Genomic DNA, 22931 nt, shown 5'->3' with positions numbered 1-22931 from the left:
CCTTCGGGCCGAAGCGGGGTCTGGGGCGCAGCCCCAGCGGGGGTGCAGGGGCGCAGCCCCTGGAGGATGGGACGGGTAGGGGCGGCGGGGGCGAGACCACCCGGCGCCCACCCCAGCCCCACCCCAGGTCAGCGCAGCGTCACGCCGCCAACCGCTGCGCCTCCTCCACAGCCTCCTCCAACGTGTCCACCACCGGCACCCCCACCACTTCAAGACTCGCCCGCCCATGCGACCCCCCGGTGTACAACACGGCCCGCGCCCCCACATGCAGCGCCGCCACCGCATCATCGGCGGCATCCCCGATCACCACCGTACGAGCCGGATCCACCCCCACAAGCGCCCCGAGATGCCGCACCATATGCTCCGCCTTGCTCCCCCCGGACGGCCCCACCCGCCCGTCGACACGCAAGAAGTGCGCCTCGATACCGAACCCCCGCACCAACGGCACGAGCTCGTGATGCACATACATGCTGAGGATCGACTGACTCCGCCCCGCCGACCCCCAGCCGACAAGCAACTCCGCCGCCCCCGCCGTCAGCCCGCATCTCACCCGATGCTCGGCGTAGTACCGATGAAAGGTCTCATCCATGACCTCCCACTCGGCATCGGTCGGCAACCGCCCCATCAACCGCTCATAGAACTTCGGCACCGGCACGCAGTACAACGCCCGGTACTGCTCCATCGTGATCGGCGCCAGCCCCAGCTCCGCGAACGCCGCGTTCGTCGCCCCGATGATCGCGTCATTGTCATGGAACAGCGTCCCGTTCCAGTCCCAGACAATGTGTGCGCCTGTCTGCTTCCCCATGCCCAAAACGTACCCGCCCCCACTGACAATCAAGAGACGAGCAGGTCAGCACGGCGTCTAGACGTCCGTCCGCAGCCAGGCCCCGCCACCCTCAGCCCCCAGCCCCCAGCCACGCTCAGCCCCCCAGCCCCACCAGGTTCGGAATCTCCTGCGTGGCGAACCACAGCAGTTCATGATCCTCGGCCCCGTCCACAATGAACTGCGCGTCGTCGTCCCCACCGTCCGCCGCCGCCAGCGCCGCGGCCGCCGCGGCCACATCCGCCTCCGCGTCACCGGCATCGACATGCACGGACGCCGCCTTGGCCAACGACACACCCCCAACCCGCACCTCACCGAGCGCCGCAGGATCAAGCGCCCGGTCGGGATCAGAGATCGCCGCACCGTCGGGCACATCCACAGCGACCACCACCCGCCGCCGCACCGCCTCGGCGTCCGCCGCGAGCAGCCCCAGCGAGGCCAGCGCGGCCCGGTTCAGCGCCGCGTACTCCAGTTCCTCGATGTCGTCGGACAGGTACCACTCACGCAACGCCGGCGTGACCGCGTACGCGACGATCGGCTCGCTCCCCAGCTCTCCCGTCTTGTAGGCCTCGGCGAGCCCGGGAAGGGTCAGGGGGACGTAGACACGCATGGCTCGCCGCTTTCGTGGTCGGAGGGTCCTCGAATCCTCCTGGAGCGAAGGGCGTTCGGCGCTTCCCGGAGGGCCTCCAGGATACGTCCGTGGGGTCCCCTTTCGAGTCCCTGCCCACCCCCCTGAAGGCGTCCACCTGACGTCCCGGAACTCACCCGGTGCACCCCCGATACGACGGGCTTTTCGCGTCCCACGACCACTCTGATAAGTGAACGTTCCGGCCACCCCGGCGGGACTCCCGCCGCCTTGCCCATGCGGTCCACCACCCCGTACAAGATCCCCAACCAAGAAGTTACCGCCCGGTATCACGCGGGCCGATCGAACGGGGACACCATGCACAAGGTCATGACGAGGGCGAATCCCCACCCCGGCACCCGCCCGCCGGGCCGCCGCGACCCCCGCCGCCCCGGCGGCACCCCACCCCGCACGCCGGGCGGAGGCACGCCCCGCACGACGACGCCCGACGGCCGCCCGCCGGGCTCCCCGAGCACGGGTGGCACTCCCACCCGCACCAGCCCGCCCGACAACCGCCCCCCGACCACGCCCGCCACAGCCACCCGCACCACAGGCAGGACAACGCCCCCCGGAAGGCCCACCACCGCAGGCAAGCCCACCACGGCCACGGGAAGCCCCACCACCGCGGAAAGGCCCAGGCCCGCCACCGCCCCTCGCAGGCCCTGGAATCCCCCCGGCAGGCCCGGCACCGCCCCCGGCGCAGGCACAAGCGCCGCAGTGAGCCCCTTCGCTCCCGGGACCCGCACAACCGCCCCCACCGCCCCCACGACCCCCTGCAAGCCCGCTCCGGCCTCCCGCGCCGCCCCCGCCACAGCCCCCGTCGTCGCCCCCTCCCAAATTTCCCGCAGGCCCCTCCCCATCCCCCAGCCCCGCCTCACCGACGTCTTCGCCGACCGCCTCCTCGCTGTCCTGAGCGGCCGACGTCCCGTCCACTTCATGCTCCGGTACACCGCGGGCCGCGCCTACGACGAACTGGCCTGGCTCGCCGAACGCGGCCCCCTGCGCACCCGCGGTGTCCTCCCCGTCGTCCGCGACATCGGCTACTTCGAACCCCGCCCCGGCGCCATCGAGGCCTTCGCCCGCATCGGAGCCGGCGACCGGTTGCGCGCCATGGCCTTCCGCCTGGAACAGGGCCGGGACCTGCGCTGGCGCTGCACGGCCGTGGAAGTGGGCGGCCCCCGCAGGCCACACACGGACGACGACACCGACTGACACCCACTGACACCGACAGGCAGCAACAGACCGTCCGCCCGCCCCGAAGCCCCGGAACGCCAAGTCCCGGAACGCCCACGGCAAAGGGCCGGGCCACCCTCAGGTGACCCGGCCCTTCAACAAGCCGCTACAGCGCCGCAGGCACACGCACCGTCACTTCTTGCGACGCCGCCCGCCACGCGACTGCTTGCGCCGCTCCGCGCGCGTGAGGCCGTCGGCCTCGGACCGCGCCGGCTCGTCGCCATCGGCGAAGTCGCCCTCGATGACTCCGCCCTCGCCGTCCACGGTCGGCGCCGAGAAGTGGAGCTCCCGGCGCTGCGGGACGTCGAGCCCCTTGGCGCGGATCTCGGGGCGCGCGCCGGCCTGTGCCGGCACCGCGTCCTTCTTGTCGAGGGACGGCTTCGTGTCCTCGACCGGGACCTCCTCGACCTGCTGCTCGACCTGGACCTCCAGGTTGAACAGGTAGCCGACGGACTCCTCCTTGATGCCCTCCATCATGGCGGTGAACATGTCGAAGCCCTCGCGCTGGTACTCGACCAGCGGGTCCTTCTGCGCCATCGCGCGCAGGCCGATGCCCTCCTGGAGGTAGTCCATCTCGTAGAGGTGCTCGCGCCACTTGCGGTCCAGGACCGACAGCACGACCCTGCGCTCCAGCTCACGCATGATCTCGGAACCGAGCTGCGCCTCACGCGCCGCGTACTGATCGTGAATGTCGTCCTTGATGGACTCGGAGATGTACTCGGCGGTCAGACCGGCCCGGTCGCCGGCCGCCTCCTCCAGCTCCTCGACGGTGACCTTCACCGGGTAGAGCTGCTTGAACGCGCCCCACAGCCGGTCGAGGTCCCAGTCCTCCGGGAATCCCTCGGCGGTCTCCGCGGTGACGTACGCGTCGATGGTGTCGTCCATGAAGTGCTGGACCTGCTCGTGCAGGTCCTCGCCCTCCAGGACGCGGCGGCGCTCGCCGTAGATGACTTCGCGCTGCCGGTTGAGGACCTCGTCGTACTTCAGGACGTTCTTACGGGTCTCGAAGTTCTGCTGCTCGACCTGCGACTGCGCGGACGCGATCGCGCGCGTGACCATCTTGTTCTCGATCGGCACGTCGTCCGGGACGTTCGCCATCGACATGACGCGCTCGACCATCTGGGCCTTGAACAGGCGCATCAGGTCGTCGCCCAGGGAGAGGTAGAAGCGGGACTCGCCCGGGTCGCCCTGGCGGCCGGAACGACCGCGCAGCTGGTTGTCGATACGACGGGACTCGTGCCGCTCGGTGCCCAGGACGTAGAGCCCGCCGAGCTCCTTGACCTCCTCGAACTCCGCCTTGACCGCCTTCTCGGCCCTCTCCAGGGCGGCGGGCAGGGCCGCGGCCCACTCCTCGATGTGCTCCTCGGGGTCGAGGCCGCGCTGACGCAGCTCCGCCTCGGCGAGGTCGTCGGGGTTGCCGCCGAGCTTGATGTCGGTACCACGACCGGCCATGTTGGTGGCGACGGTGACGGCGCCCTTGCGGCCGGCCTGGGCGATGATCGGGGCCTCACGGTCGTGCTGCTTCGCGTTCAGCACTTCGTGCTGGATGCCGCGCTTGGAGAGCTGCTGCGAGAGGTATTCGGACTTCTCGACCGACGTCGTACCGACGAGGATCGGCTGGCCCTTCTCGTGCTTCTCGACGATGTCGTCGACGACCGCCTCGAACTTGGCGACCTCGGTGCGGTAGATCAGGTCCGACTGGTCCTTGCGGACCATCGGCCGGTTGGTCGGGATCGGGACGACGCCGAGCTTGTAGATCTGGTGGAACTCGGCGGCCTCGGTCATGGCCGTACCGGTCATGCCGCAGAGGCCGGGCAGTTCCTTGCCGTTGTGGTCGTGGCGCTTGTAGAGGCGGAAGAAGTTCTGGAGGGTGATCGTGGCGAGCGTCTGGTTCTCGTCCTTGATGTCCACCCCTTCCTTCGCCTCGATCGCCTGGTGCATGCCCTCGTTGTAGCGGCGACCGGCGAGGATACGGCCGGTGTGCTCGTCGACGATCATGACCTCGCCGTCGATGACGACGTAGTCCTTGTCCGCCTTGAAGAGCTCCTTGGCCTTGATGGCGTTGTTCAGGTAGCCGACCAGCGGGGTGTTCACCGACTCGTAGAGGTTGTCGATGCCCAGCCAGTCCTCGACCTTGGCGACGCCGGACTCGTGGATGGCGACGGTGCGCTTCTTCTCGTCGACGTCGTAGTCGCCGGTCTCCTCGAGGCCCTTGAGGGGGTTGCCCGGCTCGCCCTTCTTCAGCCGGGTGACCAGCTTGGCGAAGTCGCCGTACCACTTGGTGGCCTGGTCGGCCGGGCCGGAGATGATCAGCGGCGTGCGGGCCTCGTCGACGAGGATGGAGTCGACCTCGTCGACGATGGCGAAGTTGTGGCCGCGCTGGACCAGTTCATCCTTGGACCACGCCATGTTGTCGCGCAGGTAGTCGAAGCCGAACTCGTTGTTCGTGCCGTACGTGATGTCGCACGCGTACTGCTCGCGGCGCTGGGCCGGCGTCATGTTGGCGAGGATGCAGCCGACGTCCAGGCCCAGGAACTTGTGGACCCGGCCCATCATCTCGGAGTCGCGCTCGGCCAAGTAGTCGTTGACCGTGATCAGGTGGACGCCTCCTCCGGAGAGGGCGTTCAGGTATGCGGGCAGGGTGCCGACCAGGGTCTTGCCCTCACCGGTCTTCATCTCGGCGACGTAACCGAGGTGGAGGGCGGCGCCGCCCATCATCTGGACGTCGTAGTGGCGCTGCCCGAGGACGCGCTTGGCGGCCTCGCGTACGGTCGCAAATGCCTCGGGAAGCAGGTCGTCCAGGCTCTCACCATCGGCGTAGCGCTGCTTGTACTCATCGGTGAGGGCCCGCAGCTCGGCGTCGGAGAGGTCGACGAAGTCCTCTTCGATGGAGTTGACCTGGTCCGCGATGCGGTGCAGCTTGCGCAGGATCTTGCCTTCGCCTGCACGCATGATCTTGGAGAGGACGGACACGGGGGTTGGTCTCCTTGCCGGTCGGGCCTGGGACGGTCGGTTTCCATTGGACTACTGAGCAACGGCCATCGTATGCGAGGACCCCGCCACGCCGGGAGGCCTGCCGGGGCGGTGACCGCCCACTGCTTCACATCTCTTCAAAAGGACAACGTCCGGGCCCGTCGGATGGTGCCGCGCCGCTCCGACGAATTGCGCGAATTGTGATCACCTGCTCACGCACGGCAAAGAGATGGTGCCGTTGCCCGGCCCCGAGCAGAATCGGCCGATGGACCCCGTCACGCTCACCACCGACCGTCTCCGGCTGCGCGCGGTCGGCCCGCAGGACACCGACGCCGTGTACGCGGCCGCCCAGGACCCCGACATCCAGCGCTGGACCACGATCCCCTCGCCCTACCTCCCCGAGCACGCCCGCAGTTTCACGGAGCAATTGGCCCCCGAGGGCTGGGCGGACGGCTCGATGCTCACCTGGGGCATCTTCCTCCCCGAAGGGGAGGACCTGGTGGGCATGCTCAGCCTCACGATGCGTTCCCTGAGCGCGGCCGAAATCGGTTTCTGGGGTGCGAAGGAACACCGCGGCAACGGCTACGTCACCGAGGCCGCCCGCACAGCCTCCCGCTGGGCCTTCACCCATCTGTCGATCGACCGCGTGGAGTGGCGCGCGGAAGTCGGCAACAAGCCCTCCCGCGCGGTGGCGGAACGCGCCGGCTTCACCTGTGAGGGCGTCCTGCGCTCCGCGATCATCCACCAGGGAGTACGACGCGACAGCTGGGTGGGTTCACTGCTGCCGTCGGACCTGGGCCTGCCGTCGACGGCGCCGTATCTGCCGGCACCGTCCCGGCCGTAGCGGCGAACCCGCAGCTCACTCCGCATTGTCAGTGGCACCCCCTATCGTGCGGCCCATGACGACCCCGCGCCCGGACACCACCCTCTCGGCAGACGAAGCCCGCCGCATCGCCCTGCGGGCCCAGGGCTTCCTGGGCACCCCGGACCGCCGCGCAGGCGTCCGCGGCACCCTGCGCCACCTGGGCGCGGTCCAACTCGACACCATCTCGGTCCTCGCCCGCTCCCACGAACTCATCCCGTACGCCCGCCTCGGCGCCGTGGGCCGCAAGACGGTCGAGAGCGCCTACTGGAACACCGCGACCGAAGGCGCGTCTCCGGTGCGGCCCCACGCCTTCGAGTACTGGTCCCACGCCGCCTGCATCCTCCCCATCGAGGAGTGGCCCCACTTCGCCTTCCGCCGCCGCGCCTACCGCAACCGCCCCCACTGGAACCACGCACTCCCCGACGGCGCCTACGACCAGGTCATCAAGCAGCTCCGTACCGAAGGCCCCCTCACCGCCACGGACTTGGGCGGCGCGAAGAAGACCAGCGAGTGGTGGGACTGGTCCGGCACCAAGGTGGCCGTCGAGCGCGCCCTCATGTACGGCGAGGTGGTGTGCGTCGAGCGCCGCGGCTGGAAGCGCGTGTACGACCTGGCAGAACGCGCCGTACCGGACACCCTGCTGCACGACGACCTGGACGACACCGAGTGCCTGCGCCGCCTGGTCCGCCTCGCCGGCCAGTCCCTGGGCGTCGGCACGCGCGCGGACATCGCCGACTACCACCGCCTCAAGGCCGAGCAGGTCGACGCGGTGATCGCCGACTCCGGCCTGGTCCCGGTCACGGTCGAGGGCTGGGGCAGGCCGGCCTGGGCCGACCCGGCGGCCCTTCAGACGCCCCCGCGCGGCCGCCACCGCACGACGCTGCTGTCCCCCTTCGACTCCCTCGTCTGGGAACGGGCGCGCACGGAGCGGATCTTCGGCTTCACCCACCGCCTGGAGGCGTACGTCCCCAAGCAGAAGCGGGTGTACGGCTACTTCGCGATGCCGGTGCTGGCCGGCGGCCAACTGGTCGGCCGCGTGGACCCGGCCCGCGAGGGCAGCACCCTGGTCGCCAGGCAAGTCACCCTGGACGGCCCGAAGGCGGTCCCGGCGGTGGCGCAGGCGCTGGTCGAGGCGGCGAGCTGGGTGAACTGCACGGACGTACGGGTGGAGCGGGTGGACGCACCGGAACTGCGCGAGCCCCTCGCGAGGGAACTCACCCGCACGACCCTCTGATCCCCGGCCCTCACCGGATTTCGAGGATCTTCTCCCGCATCGCGTACACCACCGCCTCCATCCTGGAGTGCAGCTGCAGCTTCTCCAGGATGTTGCGGACATGGTTCTTCACGGTGTTCTCGGAGATGAACAACTCCTTGGCGATATCCCGGTTGTTCATTCCCGTGGCGACCAGCTTCAGCACCTCGAGCTCACGGTCCGTGAGCCGCGGCGCGGGCACAAGACGGCGTTCGTCGGTCCGTTGGATCATCGACTTGAACTCGGTGAGCAGTTTCGACGCCATGGAAGGGCTGATCTGCGACTGCCCGTCGGCCACCGCGCGAATCGCGGTGGCCACCTCGTCCGTGGAGATCTCCTTGAGGAGATATCCCGTCGCACCCGCCTTGATCGCTTCGTAGAGGTCGGCTTCCTCATCGCTGATCGTCAGCATGATGATCTTGGCACTGGGGGCGACCTCCTTGATGGAGGTGCACGCCTCGATCCCGCCGCGCTTGGGCATCCGTACGTCCATCAGCACGATGTCCGGCAGCAGGTCGGCGGCCTTGTCGACGGCCTCCGCACCGTCCCCGGCCTCTCCCACGACCTGGATGTCCTCCTCGGCCGCGAGCACGATCTCCAGGCCGCGGCGGAAGAGGGCATGGTCGTCAACGACCAGAACGCGGATCGGCTCCTTGCGTGGAGAGCCCGCGCCCGAGCCCGTGGCGACGACGCCGTCCCCGGCGTCCTCGTCCTGCATCGGTCCGAAGCTGTCCGCCATCGTTCCTCCCCCTGAAGGCTGTGGCCTGTGGTTCTGTGCCATCGCCAACCCAAGGCAACGGCCCAGCGGTTGGGCCGGTGCGGCCATGATTTCATGCCCGGACGACACTGCGGTGACAGAGCCGGGCGCGAAGTGGTCGCACACCGGTGCCCCTGGGGGCGCACACGCGCACCAGGGGCACCGGCTCAGCTGCCCGCCGGGCGATCAGCCGCCCAGCGTGCCACCCGCCGCGGGGGCTTGCGCCTGGGCGACCATCGGGTCCGTGCTGAGGTGGATGACGCCGTAGTCGTAGGCGTGCCGCCGGTAGACGACACTCGGTTCCTTCGTCTCGGAGTCGATGAACAGGTAGAAGTCGTGCCCGACCAGCTCCATCTCGTAGAGGGCCTGGTCGAGGGACATCGGGGAGGCGACGTGGGTCTTCTCACGGACGATGAGGGGGCCGTCACCCTTCACCTCGAGCGAGCCGATCTTCTTGGTCGGCACGCTGTCCGACTCTTCGTCGTGGGCGGTGTGGCCGTTCCCGTTGAGCGTCGCCGCGCCCGGAACGTGGTCGGCGACCTCGGCAGCGGTGAGCCGCCGTGCGCCTCGGCGAGTGTGGCGCTTGTCATGCTGCTTGCGCAGCCGGGCATCCAGCTTCTCTGCCGCCAGGTCGAGTGCCGCGTACGGGTCGCTGGCTGCCGCTTCCGCCCGGATCACCGGACCGCGGGAGTGGAGCGTGATCTCCACTCGGTCACTGCGGTCGGCCTGTCGGGGGTTGGGCTCCTTGGACACCTCGACGTCGAGGCTGATCACCTTGCCATCGAGCTTCTGGATCTTCTCCAGCTTCAGCTTCTCGGCCACGTGCTTGCGGAACCGCTCGGGCACCTCGGTCTTGCGGCCCTTGACGACGATGTCCACGCAGAACTCCGTTCCCGGAACGCTCCGCCTCGCTGCGGAGCATCTCCCTTTTGCACCAGGTTCCGGTCAGCCCCGGAACCTCGGACTCGGTGACGTCCACCTCCTCCCCCGCGGGCAAGATCTCCACTCCACCGGCGTGGGTGAGAGTGAAAAACCCGCGGCACGGCATTCGGATATGAGAGGTGTGGCCTGCGCCTTTCTCTCACAACCGAACATATCTCGCCTGGGCCGATGTCGTCACCCTCTACCGCCGCGTACCTCCGTTCAGGTGAATTGGCCCTCTCATTACCTGCAACGATGCAAGTTCGCGGTCAGTTCCGGTTTATTTCGAACGAATCCGGCGTGGCTGCGACCACCGCTGCGCAGATCACGTCACCGTCAGCGCCGGCGCCCGCCATTCCCGACAGAGCGGCCACCCGGCCCGTCTCCTCCTCCGCCGCGCGACTCCTCTGTTCTCCCCTGCCTTCCCGACCTACCGCGCCGTACACCGCCGTTGCACCCTCTCCACACACATCCGCCCCACTCACCACAGTCGGCCGCGCACCCGCGACGCCGCCCGACGTCACGCCCCCGCCCGAGGCCACTTCCTCCGACGGCGCCGCCCGCACCGCTCGCGCCGCCTCCGCCAAGGACGCACCCGTGGTCATCAGGTCGTCGACGAGCACGACCGGACCACCGGAAAGCAGCCGCGCACCTCTGGGAACCACCACCAGGGCACCGGCGAGATTCTCCAGTCGCTGCCATGAGTTGAGCCCCGCCTGGTCGGCCACGGGGCGCCCCTGTCGCAGCACGGACGCCACACGGGCCGGCGTCCCCGCCCGCCGCAGCTCCGCGGCCGCCGCAAGCGCGATCCGCCGCGCCGGATCATGTCCCCGCGCCCGAACCACCCCACGCGAGGACGGCACAGGAACGAGCGTCACGACCCCTCCGACCCGCCCTGCGGCCTGTTGGCCACCGACCCCGTCGACCAGCCCTCGCGTCTCCAGAAGCCCGCTCCCGTCAGCCGGCCCCCGAGCCGCCCGCAGCCCCGCCCGCACAGCTCCTGCCAGCGCCGTTCCGAGCGGCGCCGCCAGCGCCAGCGCACCCCTTTCCTTGTGGGCCAGCAGCACGGCCCGCACCTCGTCCGCGTACCGGGCCACCGCGTGCACGACCGGCAGCCCCGGCGGCTCCGGCACCGGTCGCACCCGGCGCGGCACGGCCCCGCTCAGGACGGCACGGCAGTCCGGACAGAACACCGTGCGAGGCCTTCCGCAGCCTCCGCACTCGGCCGGCAGCACCAGGTCGGTGAGGTCCTGCCACCACCCCCGCATGCCCACCACTGTGCCAACGCAGACGCCACCCTGCCACCCCTGTGGACAACTCTCTGTGGATAACTCAAGGAGCCGATGGAGCCGATACGAAACAGCCGCAGCCACCACGAGTACGCCGCTCCATCCGCCGCTCCCACACAGCGAGCGAACCGCCCCCTCCCGCCACCCCAAAACAGAAGCGACCGCCCTCGCCGGAGAGTAAACCCGGCAAAAGCGGCCGCCCACCTACCCCGCAGCGGCCCTCGGCCCCCGCAGGACGACACTCACCCCGGATAAACCGGCGCCGTCCCGTCCGTGTCCACCTTCTGCCACTGCGTCCCGGTCGGCAGCCGTACGATCCCGTCCTCCGAGTACGCCACCAGCGGCAACCGGTCGTCCTCGGACGCGGCGATCTCCTTCACGCCCGTCAGAGCCGCAGGCGCGGGCCCCTCCGGTGTGGAGCCGTCGACCTGGACGTACCGCATCTGCTGCACGCCACCCTGCTCGCGCCCGGCCACCACGAGTCGGCTGTCACCGGCCCACGACATGGTGGTGAGCTCCTCCATCTCCGGGGTCGCGGAACGCAGCGCCTGCACCGACGGTGCCTCCCCGGCCTTCTCGCCCCGTTCGATCCGCCCGATGAAGAGGGACTGCTTGCCGCCCTTCTCCACGACGAGCGCGATCCGCACCCCGTCGGCAGCCACCCGGACGTCCTTGATCCGCCCGTCCAACCCCGGCATGTCCACCGTCAGCGGCTCGCCCGCGCCCTCCTTGAGCAACAGCAGGCGCGGGTTGCGGGGGTCGCGGTCGGCCACCCACAGATCGCCCTCCGCGTCCCAACTGGGGGCGGTCAGCCGGTCGTTCACCGTCGCGCCCTTGCTGGTCAGGACGGGCTCGCCGAGCGACCCGCCCGACACGAGCGAGCCGACGTACAGCGCCTTGCCGTCGATGCCGACCCCGGCCGCGCTGTGCTCGTCGCGCGACACGGCGACCGACCGTAGCTCCTCGGCGCCCTCGCCCAGCGCTCCCGGCACCGGGTCCGGGTCCGTGCTGTCGTTGCCCGTCGGCAGCCGTACGAGCCGGTGCTCCCCGTCGACGAAGTACAGGTACTCGGGACTCCGCATCGAGCCACGCGCCGCGACGGCGTCGGCCCCGCCTTCATGGAGCGCGCACAACTGCTTGCCGCCCGCCTGCAGTTCGACCTCGTCCACCGCCGGGGTGAGGTCCTGCAGGGTGAACAGAAGCTGGGCCGCCATCTCCTCGCACTTGGCCTGACCCACCCCTGCCGCCCGGCCGTTGAGCGGCACGGTCAGCTTGCCCTGTTCGTCCGGCGTCAGCGAGGTGACGCCCTTCTGCAGTTTCGTACCGGTGGGGAAACTGGACCTGACGACGCGATCGAGCCAGCTCGTGGGCCCGGTGAGCAGGGAACGCACCATCTGCGTCATGGGATCCACGCGCTCACGCACATAAACAGGATCGGCGACGGCCACGGTCTGAGGACTCGTTCTGGCCGTCGTGTTCGAGGCGAAGTAGTACTTGTCGACTGACATGTAGTTGCGCTGGAAGTCCGACTTCCCCATGACGACGCCCTGCGGCAGCCCGTCGATGCGCCACTGCTTGGTCTTCTTGTTCCGGGTGAGGTACACCGACTGGCTGTACTCCCCCTCCGCAGGCGCGTACGACTGCTGCGCGTCCACCGTGGCAAGCCTGTCGCCGGTGAGCGGATACGAGACGACGTCGCCGTCCTCGCGGTCCGCCGCCTGCTCCGACCCGACGCTCACCCCGTCGGCGAGCACCGTGGTCGACAGCTCCGGCTGCCACTTCTTCGCGGCCTGAGCGGTCAGGTACTTCCGCGCCGTCTCATAGTGCGGATCATCGCTGGTCAACGCCTCCAGGAAGCCCTGGACGATGTCCGAGGCGGACGCGTCCTCCTGAGGCGGCATGGCGAACACCCGCACCTGCGTGTCCTGACGCGGTGTGGACTCGACGCCGCGCAGATCCCCGCTGTCGGGCATGGACGCACACCCGGCCAGCAGTACGACGCCGCAAACGGCGTACGCCGCCGCGCGACCCGGCGTGTGCCGGGCGCCCCCCTTGCGGTCAGCGCCCACGAAATGCCTCCCCTTGCTCGTACGAGCCCTCCGACCCGGTGTCCGGGCGGCTCGCGGCCTCGCTCCGTGACCCGTCGGCCCCACCGCTCCCCGGCACGCCTGCCGCGGGCATGTCCTCGTCCCGCCGCGTCCCCGACGCGGGCCGGGGCACCACGCGCGCGCCGTTGCCCGGCAGCGCCGTCGGGTCGGCCGTGGGCGTCATGCCGGACGGCCGGGTCCCGATCGGGCCCCGGGACGGTCCCTGGTCGCCCGTCGGCTGCGCCGGCACGGTGGCGGTCTTCTCGCCGCCGCCTCGGGGCAGACCGGCGTCGTCGAGGCCCCGATGGCGCCGCGAGTCCTTGGGTTCCAGCGGTATGGGCGAGCCCCGCAGCGGCTCGTCCGCGGTCCGCGGCAGCGTCAGCCGGAACTGCGAGCCGCCGCCCGGCTCGCCCCACGCCTGCAGCCAGCCGCCGTGCAGCCGCGCGTCCTCCAGGGCGATGGACAGCCCCAGACCCGTACCACCGGTGGTACGCGCGCGTGCCGGGTCCGCCCGCCAGAAGCGGCTGAAGACACGGGTCGCCTCGCCGGGCTTGAGTCCGACACCGTAGTCCCGCACCGCGACCGCGACCGCCCCGCCCGCCGCGGCGAGCTTGACGACGACGTCCTTGCCCTCGCCGTGCTCCACTGCGTTGACGACGAGGTTGCGCAGCACCCGCTCCACCCGCCGGGCGTCCGCCTCGGCCACGATGGGCTGCTGGTCGCCCACGACGCGTACCTTCGTGCCCTTGCGCTCGGCGAGCGGTTCGGCCCCGCTGACGACCCGCCGTACCACCTCGCGCAGGTCGATCGGCTCGGCCTCCAGGGCCGCCGCGCCCGCGTCGAAGCGGCTGATCTCCAACAGGTCCGCGAGCAGCGTCTCGAACCGGTCCAACTGGTCGGCCAGCAACTCGGCCGACCGGGCGGTCACCGGATCGAAGTCCACGCGCGCGTCGTGGATGACGTCGGCCGCCATCCGCACGGTCGTCAGCGGCGTACGCAGCTCGTGCGACACGTCCGACACGAACCGCCGCTGCATCCGCGAAAGGTCCTCCAGCTGCTGGATCTTCAACTGCAGGTTCTGCGCCATCTTGTTGAAGGCCTCACCCAGCCGTGCGATGTCGTCCTCGCCGGTGACCTTCATCCGTTCCTGAAGCCGCCCGGCGGACAACCGCTCGGCGATGCCCGCCGCCATCCGCACCGGAGTGACGACCTGCCGCACCACGAGCCAGGCGATGGCCCCGAGGAGTACGACGACGAAGAGGCCGGCCGTCGCGAGGGTCCCCTTGACCAGGCTCAGCGACTTCTCCTCCTGGGTGAGCGGGAAGAGGTAGTACAGCTGGTACGGATCGCCGTTCGGGTCGTTGACCTGCTTGCCGATGACGAGGGCCGGCTGGGACTCCTTGTCGGCGTCGTAGACGATCCGGGTGTAACTCTGGGCCGCCGTCGTGTTGTCGTCGATCCGCTTGCGCAGGGCCTCGGGCACGCTGGACGACGCGACGACGTTGCCGGAAGCGCGCCGCCCGCGCCCGCTGCCGCTGTCGTTGCCGGCGGGAAGTGTCACCACGTCGAAGGCGCCCTGGCCGCCGCTGGACAGGGACTCCACCAGGTCGCTCATCCACTGGGTGACGTTCTGTGCGGGTCGGCCGTCCACCGTGGTGGCATCGTCGCCGGTGCCGCTCGCGGCCTCGTCGCCGGTGCCGCTCGCGGCCTCGTCGGCCTTCTGATTGGCCACCGCGAACCCGCCGGTGGCCTGGCTCTGCGAGGCCTTCACCTTGGCGTCCAGCAGGCCGTTGCGCACCTGTCCGATGACGACGAAACCGAGCAGCAGAACAACGCCCAGCGACATCAGCAGGGTCGTGACGACGACCTTGAGCTGGATGTTGCGCCGCCACAGCCGCATGACGGGCAGCAGCGGCCGGCGCACCCAGCGCATGAAGAGGCGCAGCACCGGACTGCCCTGGACGCCGCCCTGCAGCAGCCCACCCTCGAGGAAGCGACCCCAGCGCGACCCTGCCGCCTTTCGGCCGACAGGCCGCCCCGCGCCGGCCCCGGACCTGCCGGGCGCCGAAGCGGCACTGTCTCCGGACATGTCAGCTCGGCCCGGCCTTGTAACCGACGCCACGGACGGTCACCACGATCTCCGGCCGCTCCGGGTCCTTCTCGACCTTGGAGCGCAGCCGCTGCACATGCACGTTGACCAGGCGGGTGTCGGCCGCGTGCCGGTAGCCCCACACCTGCTCGAGGAGCACCTCACGTGTGAACACCTGCCACGGTTTGCGCGCGAGCGCCACGAGCAGGTCGAACTCCAGCGGCGTCAGCGCGATCGACTGCCCGTCGCGCTTCACGGAGTGCCCGGCCACGTCGATGACCAGGTCACCGATGGCGAGCTGCTCGGGCGCCGGCTCCTCGGACCTCCTGAGCCGCGCCCGGATCCGGGCCACGAGCTCCTTCGGCTTGAACGGCTTCACGATGTAGTCGTCGGCGCCCGATTCCAGGCCCACGACGACGTCGACGGTGTCGCTCTTCGCCGTGAGCATCACGATCGGCACCCCGGACTCCGCCCTGATCAGACGGCACACCTCGATACCGTCCCGCCCGGGCAGCATCAGATCCAGCAACACCAGATCGGGCTTGCTCTCACGGAAAGCGGCCAGCGCCTTGTCGCCGTCGGCTACAAATGACGGCTCAAAACCTTCACCACGCAGCACAATGCCGAGCATCTCGGCCAGTGCGGTGTCGTCGTCGACGACAAGGACTCGTCCCTTCATAAACGACATCATCCCATTCTCGTAACAGTGACCGGGCCGCTGGTGAGAGAGGTCACTGGCCTGTGACGATAGTCGTACGGAGTCGCTACTGTCTGCCCTCGCCCACGGGTGTCGATGTCCCCGAGGTGGCCAGGCGGGCCCGAGCGCGGCAGCCCAGCGTGCCATGCCCCGCCGGCCCAGCCGATCCCCTCAGTCGATCGTCACCTGCCGCGCTCTCGCACACAGCTCCGCAAGCGCCTCAGCGGTCACCGGCGAAACAACGCCCTCCTCGGTGACGATCGCCGTCACCAGCTCGGGCGGCGTCACATCGAACGCCGGGTTGTACGCCTGGGTCCCCAGCGGCGCCACCGGGATCCCACCACCCGCCTCCGCCCCGGCCACTGGCACCTGCGGCGCTGTGAGCTCGGTCACCTCATGTCCAGGGCGCTGCTCGACCTCGATCGACGCCCCGTCCGGCGTGTCCGGATCCACCGTCGTCAGCGGCGCCACCACGATGAACGGCACATGGTGATACCGCGCCAGCACCGCGAGCGGATAACTCCCCACCTTGTTCGCCACCGACCCGTCGGCCGCGATGCGGTCTGCCCCGATCAGCACCGCATCCACCTCCCCGGCCGCGAACAACGAACCCGCCGCGTTGTCGGTCAGCAGGGTGTACGCCATACCGCTGCGCGCCGCCTCGTACGCCGTCAGCCGAGCCCCCTGCAGCAACGGCCGCGTCTCGTCGACCCACAGCCGCCGCAGCTGCCCCACCCGATGCGCCCCGAGGGCCACCGCGAACGCCGTACCCTCACCGCCCGACACCAGCGCCCCGGTGTTGCAGTGGGTGAGGATCCGATACCCGCCGCCGGGCAGCAGCTCGTCCAGCAGCGCCAGCCCACGCTCGGCCATCCGGCCACTGGCCTCGGCATCCTCCCGGTGCAGCTTGCGGGCCGCGGCCAACGCCGCATCGGCGGCCTGCCGGGGTTCACCGCCCTTGGTGAGCTCTGCCCGGTAGGCGGACTCGGCCCTGCGGACCCCGACGGCAAGGTTCACCGCCGTGGGGCGGGCACCCGCCAGCGCGTTCGCCGCGTCGTCCACGTCGTACCCACGCACGGCGGCGAGCGCGACGCCGTACGCCCCCGCGATGCCGAGCAACGGCGCTCCGCGCACGGCGAGCGAACGGATCGCCTCCACAAGCGCCTGTGCATCCGTACAGACGAGTTCGACCTCCTCGGCCGGCAGCCTCGTCTGGTCGAGAAGCACAAGTACGGGGCCTTCGGGTGGCTCTTCCCAGCGGATCGCCGGAATGTCGGTCGGCCTGCTGTCCTCGCCGGTTTGCGCGTGCTGATCAGCCATGTGGTCAGTCTGCCCGTTATCCGGCGGACAATTGATGGTGGCCGGGCCTATACCTCGGCTGGTCCGTCGACGACCACCCCATGGCACGATGGCTGCCAACCTGCCGCCGCGACCGCGGACGGGCACCGTGAAGGAGCGACGATGAAGGACACTCCGGGCTGGGCCTCGCCCGGATCCGCCCCCTCCGACGGGCACGAACCCGGCGAGTCCGGCCCCGCCGACCAGCCCGACGCCGCGAACCCTTCGGAGCAGCCGGGAACGGACCCGCAGGACCCCGGCTCGAAGTGGTCCAAGGACCAGCCACCGGCCGCCCAGTGGTCCGCGCCCACCGGCCCGCAGGCTCCCGGCCAATCGCCGCCACCCCCACCGCCCGGCCCGGGCTGGGGCGCCGCCCAACCACCCACCGGTCCCGGCGGATACGGCGGCTACGGCCCTCCCGGCGGCGGGAACGGCGGCTGGGGCGGCGGCTACGTCCCTCCCGGCGGATACAGCGGTTGGGGCGGCCCCCCGCCCGCGGCCAAGCCCGGCGTGATCCCGCTCCGCCCCCTCGGCGTCGGCGAGATCCTCGACGGCGCGGTCTCGACCATGCGCACCTACTGGCGCACGGTCCTGGGCATCTCGCTGACGGTCGCGGTCGTCACGGAGATCGTCGTCATCCTGCTCCAGGGTCTCGTCCTCAACGACACCACCGACGCCGAGGCCCTCAACGACCCGAGCGCCACGCTGAGCGAAGTAGCCCGCGCCATGGGCGACGCCATGCTCGGCAGCGGGGTCGTCTTCGTGATCTCCCTGATCGGCACGGTCATGGCGACGGCCCTGCTCACCACTGTCACCAGCCGCGCGGTCCTCGGCCGACCCGTCACCACCGGCGAGGCCTGGCGCGACGCCCGCCCCCAGGTGGTGAAGCTGCTGGGTCTGATCCTCCTGTTGATGCTCATCGCGGTCGGAATCGTCCTCGTGGGCGTGCTGCCCGGCATCCTCGTCGCCGTCTCGGGCGCGGGCGGGGCAGGAGCGGCGCTCGCCGTCATCGGCGGCCTCGGCGCCGGCGTGGTAGCCGTGTGGCTCATGATGCGCTTCTCCCTGGCCTCGCCCGCGCTGATGCTGGAGAAGCAGGGCATCGTCAAGTCGATGAGCCGCTCCACGAGGCTGGTCCGCGGTTCCTGGTGGCGAGTGTTCGGAATCCAACTCCTCGCGGGGATCATCGCGAACATCATGGCGGCGATCGTCGTCCTCCCCTTCACCTTCCTCGCCGCCGCGTTCAGTGGTGACGGCTTCACCGGCTTCATGGAGGGCACCGGCGACCTCGGCTGGACGTTCCTCATCATCAGCGGGATCGGCTCGGTGATCGGCTCCATGATCACGTTCCCGATCACCGCCGGCGTCACCGTGCTGCTCTACATCGACCAGCGCATCCGCCGCGAGGCCCTCGACATCGACCTGGCCCGCGCCGCAGGCGTCCAGGGCTACGGCACCACCCCCGCCCCCGGGAGCTGATGCGGTGATCCTGGCGGGGGGAGTTCTCACAGCGGTGCCGGCGCTGCCGAACGCCGCCGACATCGCCGTACGTGCCGCGCAGCGCACCGGCGTGGCCCTGCTGCGCGTCCGCGACACATCGGTCCGAGCAGCGCCGCACACCGACCAGACGTCCGTGCTGTCGCTCGTCCGCTCCAGCGACGAACCACCGCTGACGATCCCGCGCGACCCCGCGCGGGAGGCTGCCCGGCGCGAGTTGTCCAAGCGGATGTACCACGAGAACGACCCCAGCTGGTTCCAGCGCGCCCTGAACGCCTTCTGGGACTGGGTCGACAAGCTGTTCAACACCGCCTCCGCCGCGACCCCCGGCGGAGCGCTCGGCCTGGTGGTCGTCATCGTGGCCGTCCTCGCGGTCCTGGGCGCCCTCTGGTGGCGTCTGGGCACCCCGCGCCGCGAAGGCACCTCCTCCGCCGCCCTGTTCGACGACCGCCCCCGCAGCGCCGCCGAACACCGCGCGGCCGCCGAGGCCCACGCGGCCCAGGCCCACTGGAGCCAGGCCGTCCAGGAGCGCATGCGTGCCATCGTCCGCTCCCTGGAGGAACGAGCCCTGCTCGACGCCCGCCCCGGCCGCACCGCCGACGAGGCAGCCGCCGAGGCGGGCCGCGTACTTCCCTCGCGGGCAGACCGACTGCGCGCCGCCGCCCGGGACTTCGACGACGTGACATACGGCGGACGCACGGCGACCGAGCAGTCGTACCACCGCCTCGCCGAACTCGACCGCGACCTGGAACGCACCAAGCCCCAACTCGCGAGCAGCAGCAGCATCCCCCACAGCGCGGCAGCCCACGACACCCGCCGGGGAGCCGCCGAATGACCACCGAGGCCACGCTCCCGTCCACCGCGGCCTCGCCCACGGCACGCCAGGTGTGGACCCGCACGCGAGGCGTCGTCCTCGCCCTCGTGCTCCTCCTGGTCGCGGCCGTCGCGATCGCCGTCATCCGCTCCGACTCCCGGCACGGCACGCTCGATCCACGCTCCGCCGACCCCTACGGCAGCCGCGCCGTCGCCGAACTCCTCGCCGACCGAGGCGTCTCCACGCGCGTGGTCTCTTCCCTCGCCGAGGCCGGAGCCGCGGCCGGCCCCGACACCACCCTCCTGGTCGCCGTCCCCGATCTCCTGACACACGGTCAACAGAGCCAACTGCGCTCCGAGACCGTCGGCTCCGGCGGCCGCACCGTTCTCGTCGCCCCCGGCAGCTGGTCCGTCGAACGACTCGCTCCCGGCGTCGTCGCCAACCCCGCCACCAGCCTGGACTCGACCCTCTCCCCCGACTGCGACCTGCCCGCCGCTCGGCGCGCCGGCACCGCCGACACGGGCGGCATCCGCTACACCGCCACCCGACCCGACGCCGACGAGTGCTACCCCAGCGAGCGCCTGGCCACCCTGGTACGGGTCCCGGACACGTCCGGGAACGGCGACACCGTCGTACTCGGCGCGCCCGACATCCTCTACAACGACACTCTCGACGAGCAGGGCAACGCCTCGCTCGCCCTCCAACTCCTCGGCTCCCGCCCCCATCTGGTCTGGTACCTCCCCTCGCTCTCCGACACCGCCGCCACCGACGCGGACGACGAAAAGGGCTTCTTCGACCTGCTCCCGTCGGGCTGGCTCTGGGGCACACTGCAGCTCTTCATCGCGGCGGCCCTCGCCGCCCTCTGGCGGGCACGCCGACTCGGCCCCCTGGTGTCCGAAAATCTCCCCGTGGCGATCCGCGCCTCCGAAACCGTCGAAGGCCGCGCCCGCCTCTACCGCAAGGCCAACGCCCGCGACCGCGCGGCCGCCGCTCTTCGCTCCACCACCCGCACCCGCCTCGCCCCCCTTGTAGGCGTCCCCGTCCCCCAGGCGCACGCGCCCGAAGCCCTGCTCCCCGCCCTGTCCGCCCACCTCCACCGCCCTGGAGACGGACAGGCCATGCACGCTCTCCTCTTCGGCCCGCCGCCGGGCGACGACGCGGCCCTCATCTCCCTCGCCGACCAACTCGACGCCCTCGAAAGAGAGGTACGCCGTCCATGATGGACCCGACCACTGACAACGCCGGGTACGCCGGGGATCCGGGCAACGCCCGAGCCGCCCTGGAAGCCCTGCGCGCCGAGATCGCCAAGGCCGTGGTCGGCCAGGACCCCGCCGTGACCGGCCTCGTCGTCGCCCTCCTGTGCCGCGGACACGTTCTCCTTGAAGGAGTCCCTGGAGTCGCCAAAACGTTGCTCGTCCGCGCCCTCGCATCCGCTCTCGAACTCGACACCAAGCGCGTCCAGTTCACTCCCGACCTGATGCCGAGCGACGTGACGGGCTCCCTGGTCTACGACACCCGCAGCGCCGAGTTCTCCTTCCAGCCCGGACCGGTCTTCACCAACCTCCTCCTGGCCGACGAGATCAACCGCACGCCGCCCAAGACCCAGTCGTCCCTCCTCGAAGCCATGGAGGAACGCCAGGTCACGGTCGACGGCACTCCCCGCCCGCTCCCCGACCCGTTCCTGGTCGCCGCAACCCAGAACCCCGTCGAGTACGAGGGCACGTACCCCCTGCCCGAGGCCCAGCTGGACCGTTTCCTCCTCAAGCTGACGATCCCGCTGCCCTCCCGCCAGGACGAGATCAGCGTCCTCACCCGCCACGCCGAGGGCTTCAACCCGCGCGACCTGCACGCCGCCGGCGTACGCCCCGTCGCAGGCCCGGCCGACCTGGAAGCCGCCCGCGCCGCGGTCGCCAAGACGACGATCTCCCCGGAAATCACCGCCTACGTGGTCGACATCTGCCGGGCCACCCGCGAATCGCCCTCCCTCACCCTCGGCGTCTCCCCGCGCGGCGCAACGGCCCTGCTCGCCACTGCCCGCGCCTGGGCCTGGCTGACCGGCCGCGACTACGTCACCCCCGACGACGTCAAGGCACTCGCCCTCCCCACTCTCCGCCACCGCGTACAACTCCGCCCGGAGGCCGAAATGGAAGGCGTGACGGCCGACTCCGTCATCAACGCGATCCTCGCCCACGTCCCCGTCCCCCGCTGATGGCACTCACCGGACGCGCCGCACTCCTGGCGGCCCTGGGCTCCCTCCCGGTCGGCATCTGGGACCCCGGCTGGACCGGCATCCTCGCGGTCAACACCCCCCTGGCCGTCGCCTGCGCCTGCGACTTCGCGCTCGCGGCACCCGTGCGACGCCTCGGCCTGACCCGCTCGGGCGACGCATCGGTCCGCCTGGGCGACGCCGCCGACGTCACACTCACCATCACCAACCCGTCCCGCCGCCCACTCCGCGCCCGCCTCCGCGACGCCTGGCCCCCCAGCACCTGGCAGCCCGGCACAGAAGTGGCGGCCTCCCGCCACCGTCTGACCGTCCCCACCGGCGAACGCCGCCGAGTGACCACCCACCTACGACCGACCCGCCGCGGCGACCGCCAGTCCGACCGCGTCACAATCCGCTCCTACGGCCCCCTCGGCCTCTTCGCCCGCCAGGGCACCCACAAAGTCCCCTGGACGGTACGAGTCCTGCCCCCGTTCACCAGCCGAAAGCACCTGCCCTCCAAGCTGGCCCGCTTGCGCGAACTGGACGGCCGCACCAGCGTGCTCACCCGCGGCGAGGGCACGGAGTTCGACAGCCTGCGCGAGTACGTCCCCGGCGACGACACCCGCTCCATCGACTGGCGCGCCACAGCCCGCCAGACCACGGTCGCCGTACGCACCTGGCGCCCCGAACGCGACCGCCACATCCTCCTGGTCCTCGACACCGGCCGCACCTCGGCAGGCCGCGTCGGTGACGCCCCACGCCTGGACGCCTCCATGGACGCGGCACTGCTCCTGGCAGCCCTGGCATCCCGCGCCGGCGACCGCGTCGACCTGCTGGCGTACGACCGTCGCGTACGCGCCCTCGTCCAGGGCCGCTCCGCAGGCGATGTACTCCCGTCCCTGGTCAACGCCATGGCAACGCTGGAACCCGAGCTCGTCGAAACGGACTCCCGAGGCCTCACGGCGACGGCTCTGAGGTCGGCCCCTCGTCGCTCTCTGATCGTCCTGCTCACGACCCTCGACGCGGCCCCGGTCGAAGAGGGCCTGCTGCCAGTTCTCTCCCAACTCACCCAACGCCATACGATCCTGCTGGCATCGGTGGCGGACCCGCACATCGCCGGCATGGCCAGGGCTCGCGGAAACACCGAGGCCGTCTACGAAGCCGCAGCCGCCGCCCAGGCTCAGGCCGAGCGCCACCGTACAGCGGAACAACTCCGCCGTCACGGCGTCACCGTCGTCGACGCGACGCCGGATGACCTGGCCCCCGCACTGGCAGACGCATATCTGGCGCTGAAGGCCGCAGGGCGCCTGTGAGAGGCGGGACGTAAACACAAAAAGGCCCACACCGTGAGGTGTGGGCCTTTTTTAAAATTTGTTCGGCGGCGTCCTACTCTCCCACAGGGTCCCCCCTGCAGTACCATCGGCGCTGTAAGGCTTAGCTTCCGGGTTCGGAATGTAACCGGGCGTTT

The 22931-nt window shown here is 70.7% G+C and carries 18 protein-coding genes and 1 rRNA gene; 8 read left to right on the top strand and 11 right to left on the bottom strand.

Annotation, left to right across the window (positions count from 1 at the left end):
* Positions 1-139: 139 nt before the first annotated feature.
* Complete coding sequence (locus ACFYO2_RS18005; protein ID WP_388349662.1) at positions 140-805, bottom strand: HAD family hydrolase; 666 nt, start codon at positions 803-805, stop codon at positions 140-142.
* Between the two features lie 115 nt (positions 806-920).
* Complete coding sequence (locus ACFYO2_RS18000) at positions 921-1433, bottom strand: DUF6912 family protein (protein WP_388349660.1); 513 nt, start codon at positions 1431-1433, stop codon at positions 921-923.
* Positions 1434-1685: 252 nt separating this feature from the next.
* On the opposite strand from ACFYO2_RS18000, the gene ACFYO2_RS17995 reads away from it, so the two are divergent.
* Positions 1686-2660, top strand: coding sequence for an Rv3235 family protein (locus ACFYO2_RS17995; RefSeq protein ID WP_388349658.1), 975 nt, complete (start codon positions 1686-1688; stop codon positions 2658-2660).
* 153 nt (positions 2661-2813) lie between these two features.
* Here ACFYO2_RS17995 and secA read toward each other — a convergent pair whose 3' ends face one another.
* Entirely contained in the window at positions 2814-5654 is a 2841-nt protein-coding gene (gene secA / locus ACFYO2_RS17990; RefSeq protein ID WP_388349656.1) for a preprotein translocase subunit SecA, read from the bottom strand.
* 265 nt (positions 5655-5919) lie between these two features.
* Here secA and ACFYO2_RS17985 point away from each other — a divergent pair, with 265 nt between their 5' ends.
* Positions 5920-6498: a GNAT family N-acetyltransferase gene (locus ACFYO2_RS17985; RefSeq protein WP_388349654.1), complete on the top strand. Its 579-nt coding sequence runs from the start codon at positions 5920-5922 to the stop codon at positions 6496-6498.
* A gap of 55 nt (positions 6499-6553) precedes the next feature.
* Entirely contained in the window at positions 6554-7753 is a 1200-nt protein-coding gene (locus ACFYO2_RS17980; protein WP_388349652.1) for a winged helix-turn-helix domain-containing protein, read from the top strand.
* Positions 7754-7763: 10 nt separating this feature from the next.
* Here ACFYO2_RS17980 and ACFYO2_RS17975 read toward each other — a convergent pair whose 3' ends face one another.
* From ACFYO2_RS17975 to mtnA, 7 genes are all read right to left on the bottom strand, one after another.
* Positions 7764-8510: a response regulator gene (locus tag ACFYO2_RS17975; protein WP_388349650.1), complete on the bottom strand. Its 747-nt coding sequence runs from the start codon at positions 8508-8510 to the stop codon at positions 7764-7766.
* Between the two features lie 204 nt (positions 8511-8714).
* Positions 8715-9407, bottom strand: coding sequence for a ribosome hibernation-promoting factor, HPF/YfiA family (hpf, locus tag ACFYO2_RS17970; protein ID WP_388349648.1), 693 nt, complete (start codon positions 9405-9407; stop codon positions 8715-8717).
* Positions 9408-9718: 311 nt separating this feature from the next.
* Positions 9719-10717 (bottom strand): ComF family protein, encoded by a 999-nt coding sequence (locus ACFYO2_RS17965; RefSeq protein ID WP_388349646.1) that lies wholly within the window; start codon positions 10715-10717, stop codon positions 9719-9721.
* Positions 10718-10980: 263 nt separating this feature from the next.
* Entirely contained in the window at positions 10981-12807 is a 1827-nt protein-coding gene (locus ACFYO2_RS17960; RefSeq protein WP_388349644.1) for an LpqB family beta-propeller domain-containing protein, read from the bottom strand.
* On the bottom strand, positions 12797-14914 hold the full coding sequence (gene mtrB / locus ACFYO2_RS17955; RefSeq protein ID WP_388349642.1) for an MtrAB system histidine kinase MtrB: 2118 nt from the start codon (positions 14912-14914) through the stop codon (positions 12797-12799). The genes ACFYO2_RS17960 and mtrB overlap by 11 nt, the downstream gene beginning before the upstream one ends.
* Position 14915: 1 nt before the next feature.
* Entirely contained in the window at positions 14916-15605 is a 690-nt protein-coding gene (mtrA, locus tag ACFYO2_RS17950) for a two-component system response regulator MtrA (RefSeq protein WP_187284748.1), read from the bottom strand.
* Between the two features lie 177 nt (positions 15606-15782).
* Positions 15783-16931, bottom strand: coding sequence for an S-methyl-5-thioribose-1-phosphate isomerase (gene mtnA, locus ACFYO2_RS17945; protein WP_388349639.1), 1149 nt, complete (start codon positions 16929-16931; stop codon positions 15783-15785).
* 141 nt (positions 16932-17072) lie between these two features.
* On the opposite strand from mtnA, the gene ACFYO2_RS17940 reads away from it, so the two are divergent.
* Genes ACFYO2_RS17940 through ACFYO2_RS17920 form a run of 5 tightly spaced genes read left to right on the top strand, consistent with a single transcriptional unit; the run spans position 17073 to position 22776 of the window.
* The gene (locus tag ACFYO2_RS17940; RefSeq protein WP_388349637.1) at positions 17073-18425 is read left to right on the top strand and encodes a hypothetical protein; all 1353 of its coding nucleotides are present in this window, start codon (positions 17073-17075) and stop codon (positions 18423-18425) included.
* Between the two features lie 4 nt (positions 18426-18429).
* The gene (locus ACFYO2_RS17935; protein ID WP_388349635.1) at positions 18430-19278 is read left to right on the top strand and encodes a DUF4129 domain-containing protein; all 849 of its coding nucleotides are present in this window, start codon (positions 18430-18432) and stop codon (positions 19276-19278) included.
* The gene (locus ACFYO2_RS17930) at positions 19275-20477 is read left to right on the top strand and encodes a DUF4350 domain-containing protein (RefSeq protein WP_388349633.1); all 1203 of its coding nucleotides are present in this window, start codon (positions 19275-19277) and stop codon (positions 20475-20477) included. The genes ACFYO2_RS17935 and ACFYO2_RS17930 overlap by 4 nt, the downstream gene beginning before the upstream one ends.
* Complete coding sequence (locus tag ACFYO2_RS17925) at positions 20477-21466, top strand: AAA family ATPase (RefSeq protein ID WP_388350372.1); 990 nt, start codon at positions 20477-20479, stop codon at positions 21464-21466. Before ACFYO2_RS17930 ends, ACFYO2_RS17925 begins: the two co-directional genes overlap by 1 nt.
* Positions 21466-22776 (top strand): DUF58 domain-containing protein, encoded by a 1311-nt coding sequence (locus ACFYO2_RS17920; protein ID WP_388349631.1) that lies wholly within the window; start codon positions 21466-21468, stop codon positions 22774-22776. Before ACFYO2_RS17925 ends, ACFYO2_RS17920 begins: the two co-directional genes overlap by 1 nt.
* A gap of 60 nt (positions 22777-22836) precedes the next feature.
* Here ACFYO2_RS17920 and rrf read toward each other — a convergent pair.
* Positions 22837-22931 (bottom strand): 5S ribosomal RNA (rrf, locus tag ACFYO2_RS17915); the annotation flags it as partial.

It is taken from the genome of Streptomyces sp. NPDC006602, assembly GCF_042870385.1.
In the GTDB taxonomy this organism is placed as follows: domain Bacteria; phylum Actinomycetota; class Actinomycetes; order Streptomycetales; family Streptomycetaceae; genus Streptomyces.
Note: the sequence above shows the minus strand (reverse complement) of the source record. Positions and strands in the feature narration are given on the sequence as shown.

Coding starts and splice junctions, on each gene's coding strand:
- mtrA (WP_187284748.1), bottom strand. CDS start 15,605: ATGATGTCGTTTATGAAGGGACGAGTCCTTGTCGTCGACGACGACACC.
- ACFYO2_RS17965 (WP_388349646.1), bottom strand. CDS start 10,717: ATGCGGGGGTGGTGGCAGGACCTCACCGACCTGGTGCTGCCGGCCGAG.
- ACFYO2_RS17940 (WP_388349637.1), top strand. CDS start 17,073: ATGAAGGACACTCCGGGCTGGGCCTCGCCCGGATCCGCCCCCTCCGAC.
- ACFYO2_RS17995 (WP_388349658.1), top strand. CDS start 1,686: ATGCGGTCCACCACCCCGTACAAGATCCCCAACCAAGAAGTTACCGCC.
- ACFYO2_RS17980 (WP_388349652.1), top strand. CDS start 6,554: ATGACGACCCCGCGCCCGGACACCACCCTCTCGGCAGACGAAGCCCGC.
- ACFYO2_RS18005 (WP_388349662.1), bottom strand. CDS start 805: ATGGGGAAGCAGACAGGCGCACACATTGTCTGGGACTGGAACGGGACG.
- ACFYO2_RS17930 (WP_388349633.1), top strand. CDS start 19,275: ATGACCACCGAGGCCACGCTCCCGTCCACCGCGGCCTCGCCCACGGCA.
- mtrB (WP_388349642.1), bottom strand. CDS start 14,914: ATGTCCGGAGACAGTGCCGCTTCGGCGCCCGGCAGGTCCGGGGCCGGC.
- mtnA (WP_388349639.1), bottom strand. CDS start 16,931: ATGGCTGATCAGCACGCGCAAACCGGCGAGGACAGCAGGCCGACCGAC.
- ACFYO2_RS17985 (WP_388349654.1), top strand. CDS start 5,920: ATGGACCCCGTCACGCTCACCACCGACCGTCTCCGGCTGCGCGCGGTC.
- ACFYO2_RS17920 (WP_388349631.1), top strand. CDS start 21,466: ATGGCACTCACCGGACGCGCCGCACTCCTGGCGGCCCTGGGCTCCCTC.
- ACFYO2_RS18000 (WP_388349660.1), bottom strand. CDS start 1,433: ATGCGTGTCTACGTCCCCCTGACCCTTCCCGGGCTCGCCGAGGCCTAC.
- ACFYO2_RS17975 (WP_388349650.1), bottom strand. CDS start 8,510: ATGGCGGACAGCTTCGGACCGATGCAGGACGAGGACGCCGGGGACGGC.
- ACFYO2_RS17925 (WP_388350372.1), top strand. CDS start 20,477: ATGGACCCGACCACTGACAACGCCGGGTACGCCGGGGATCCGGGCAAC.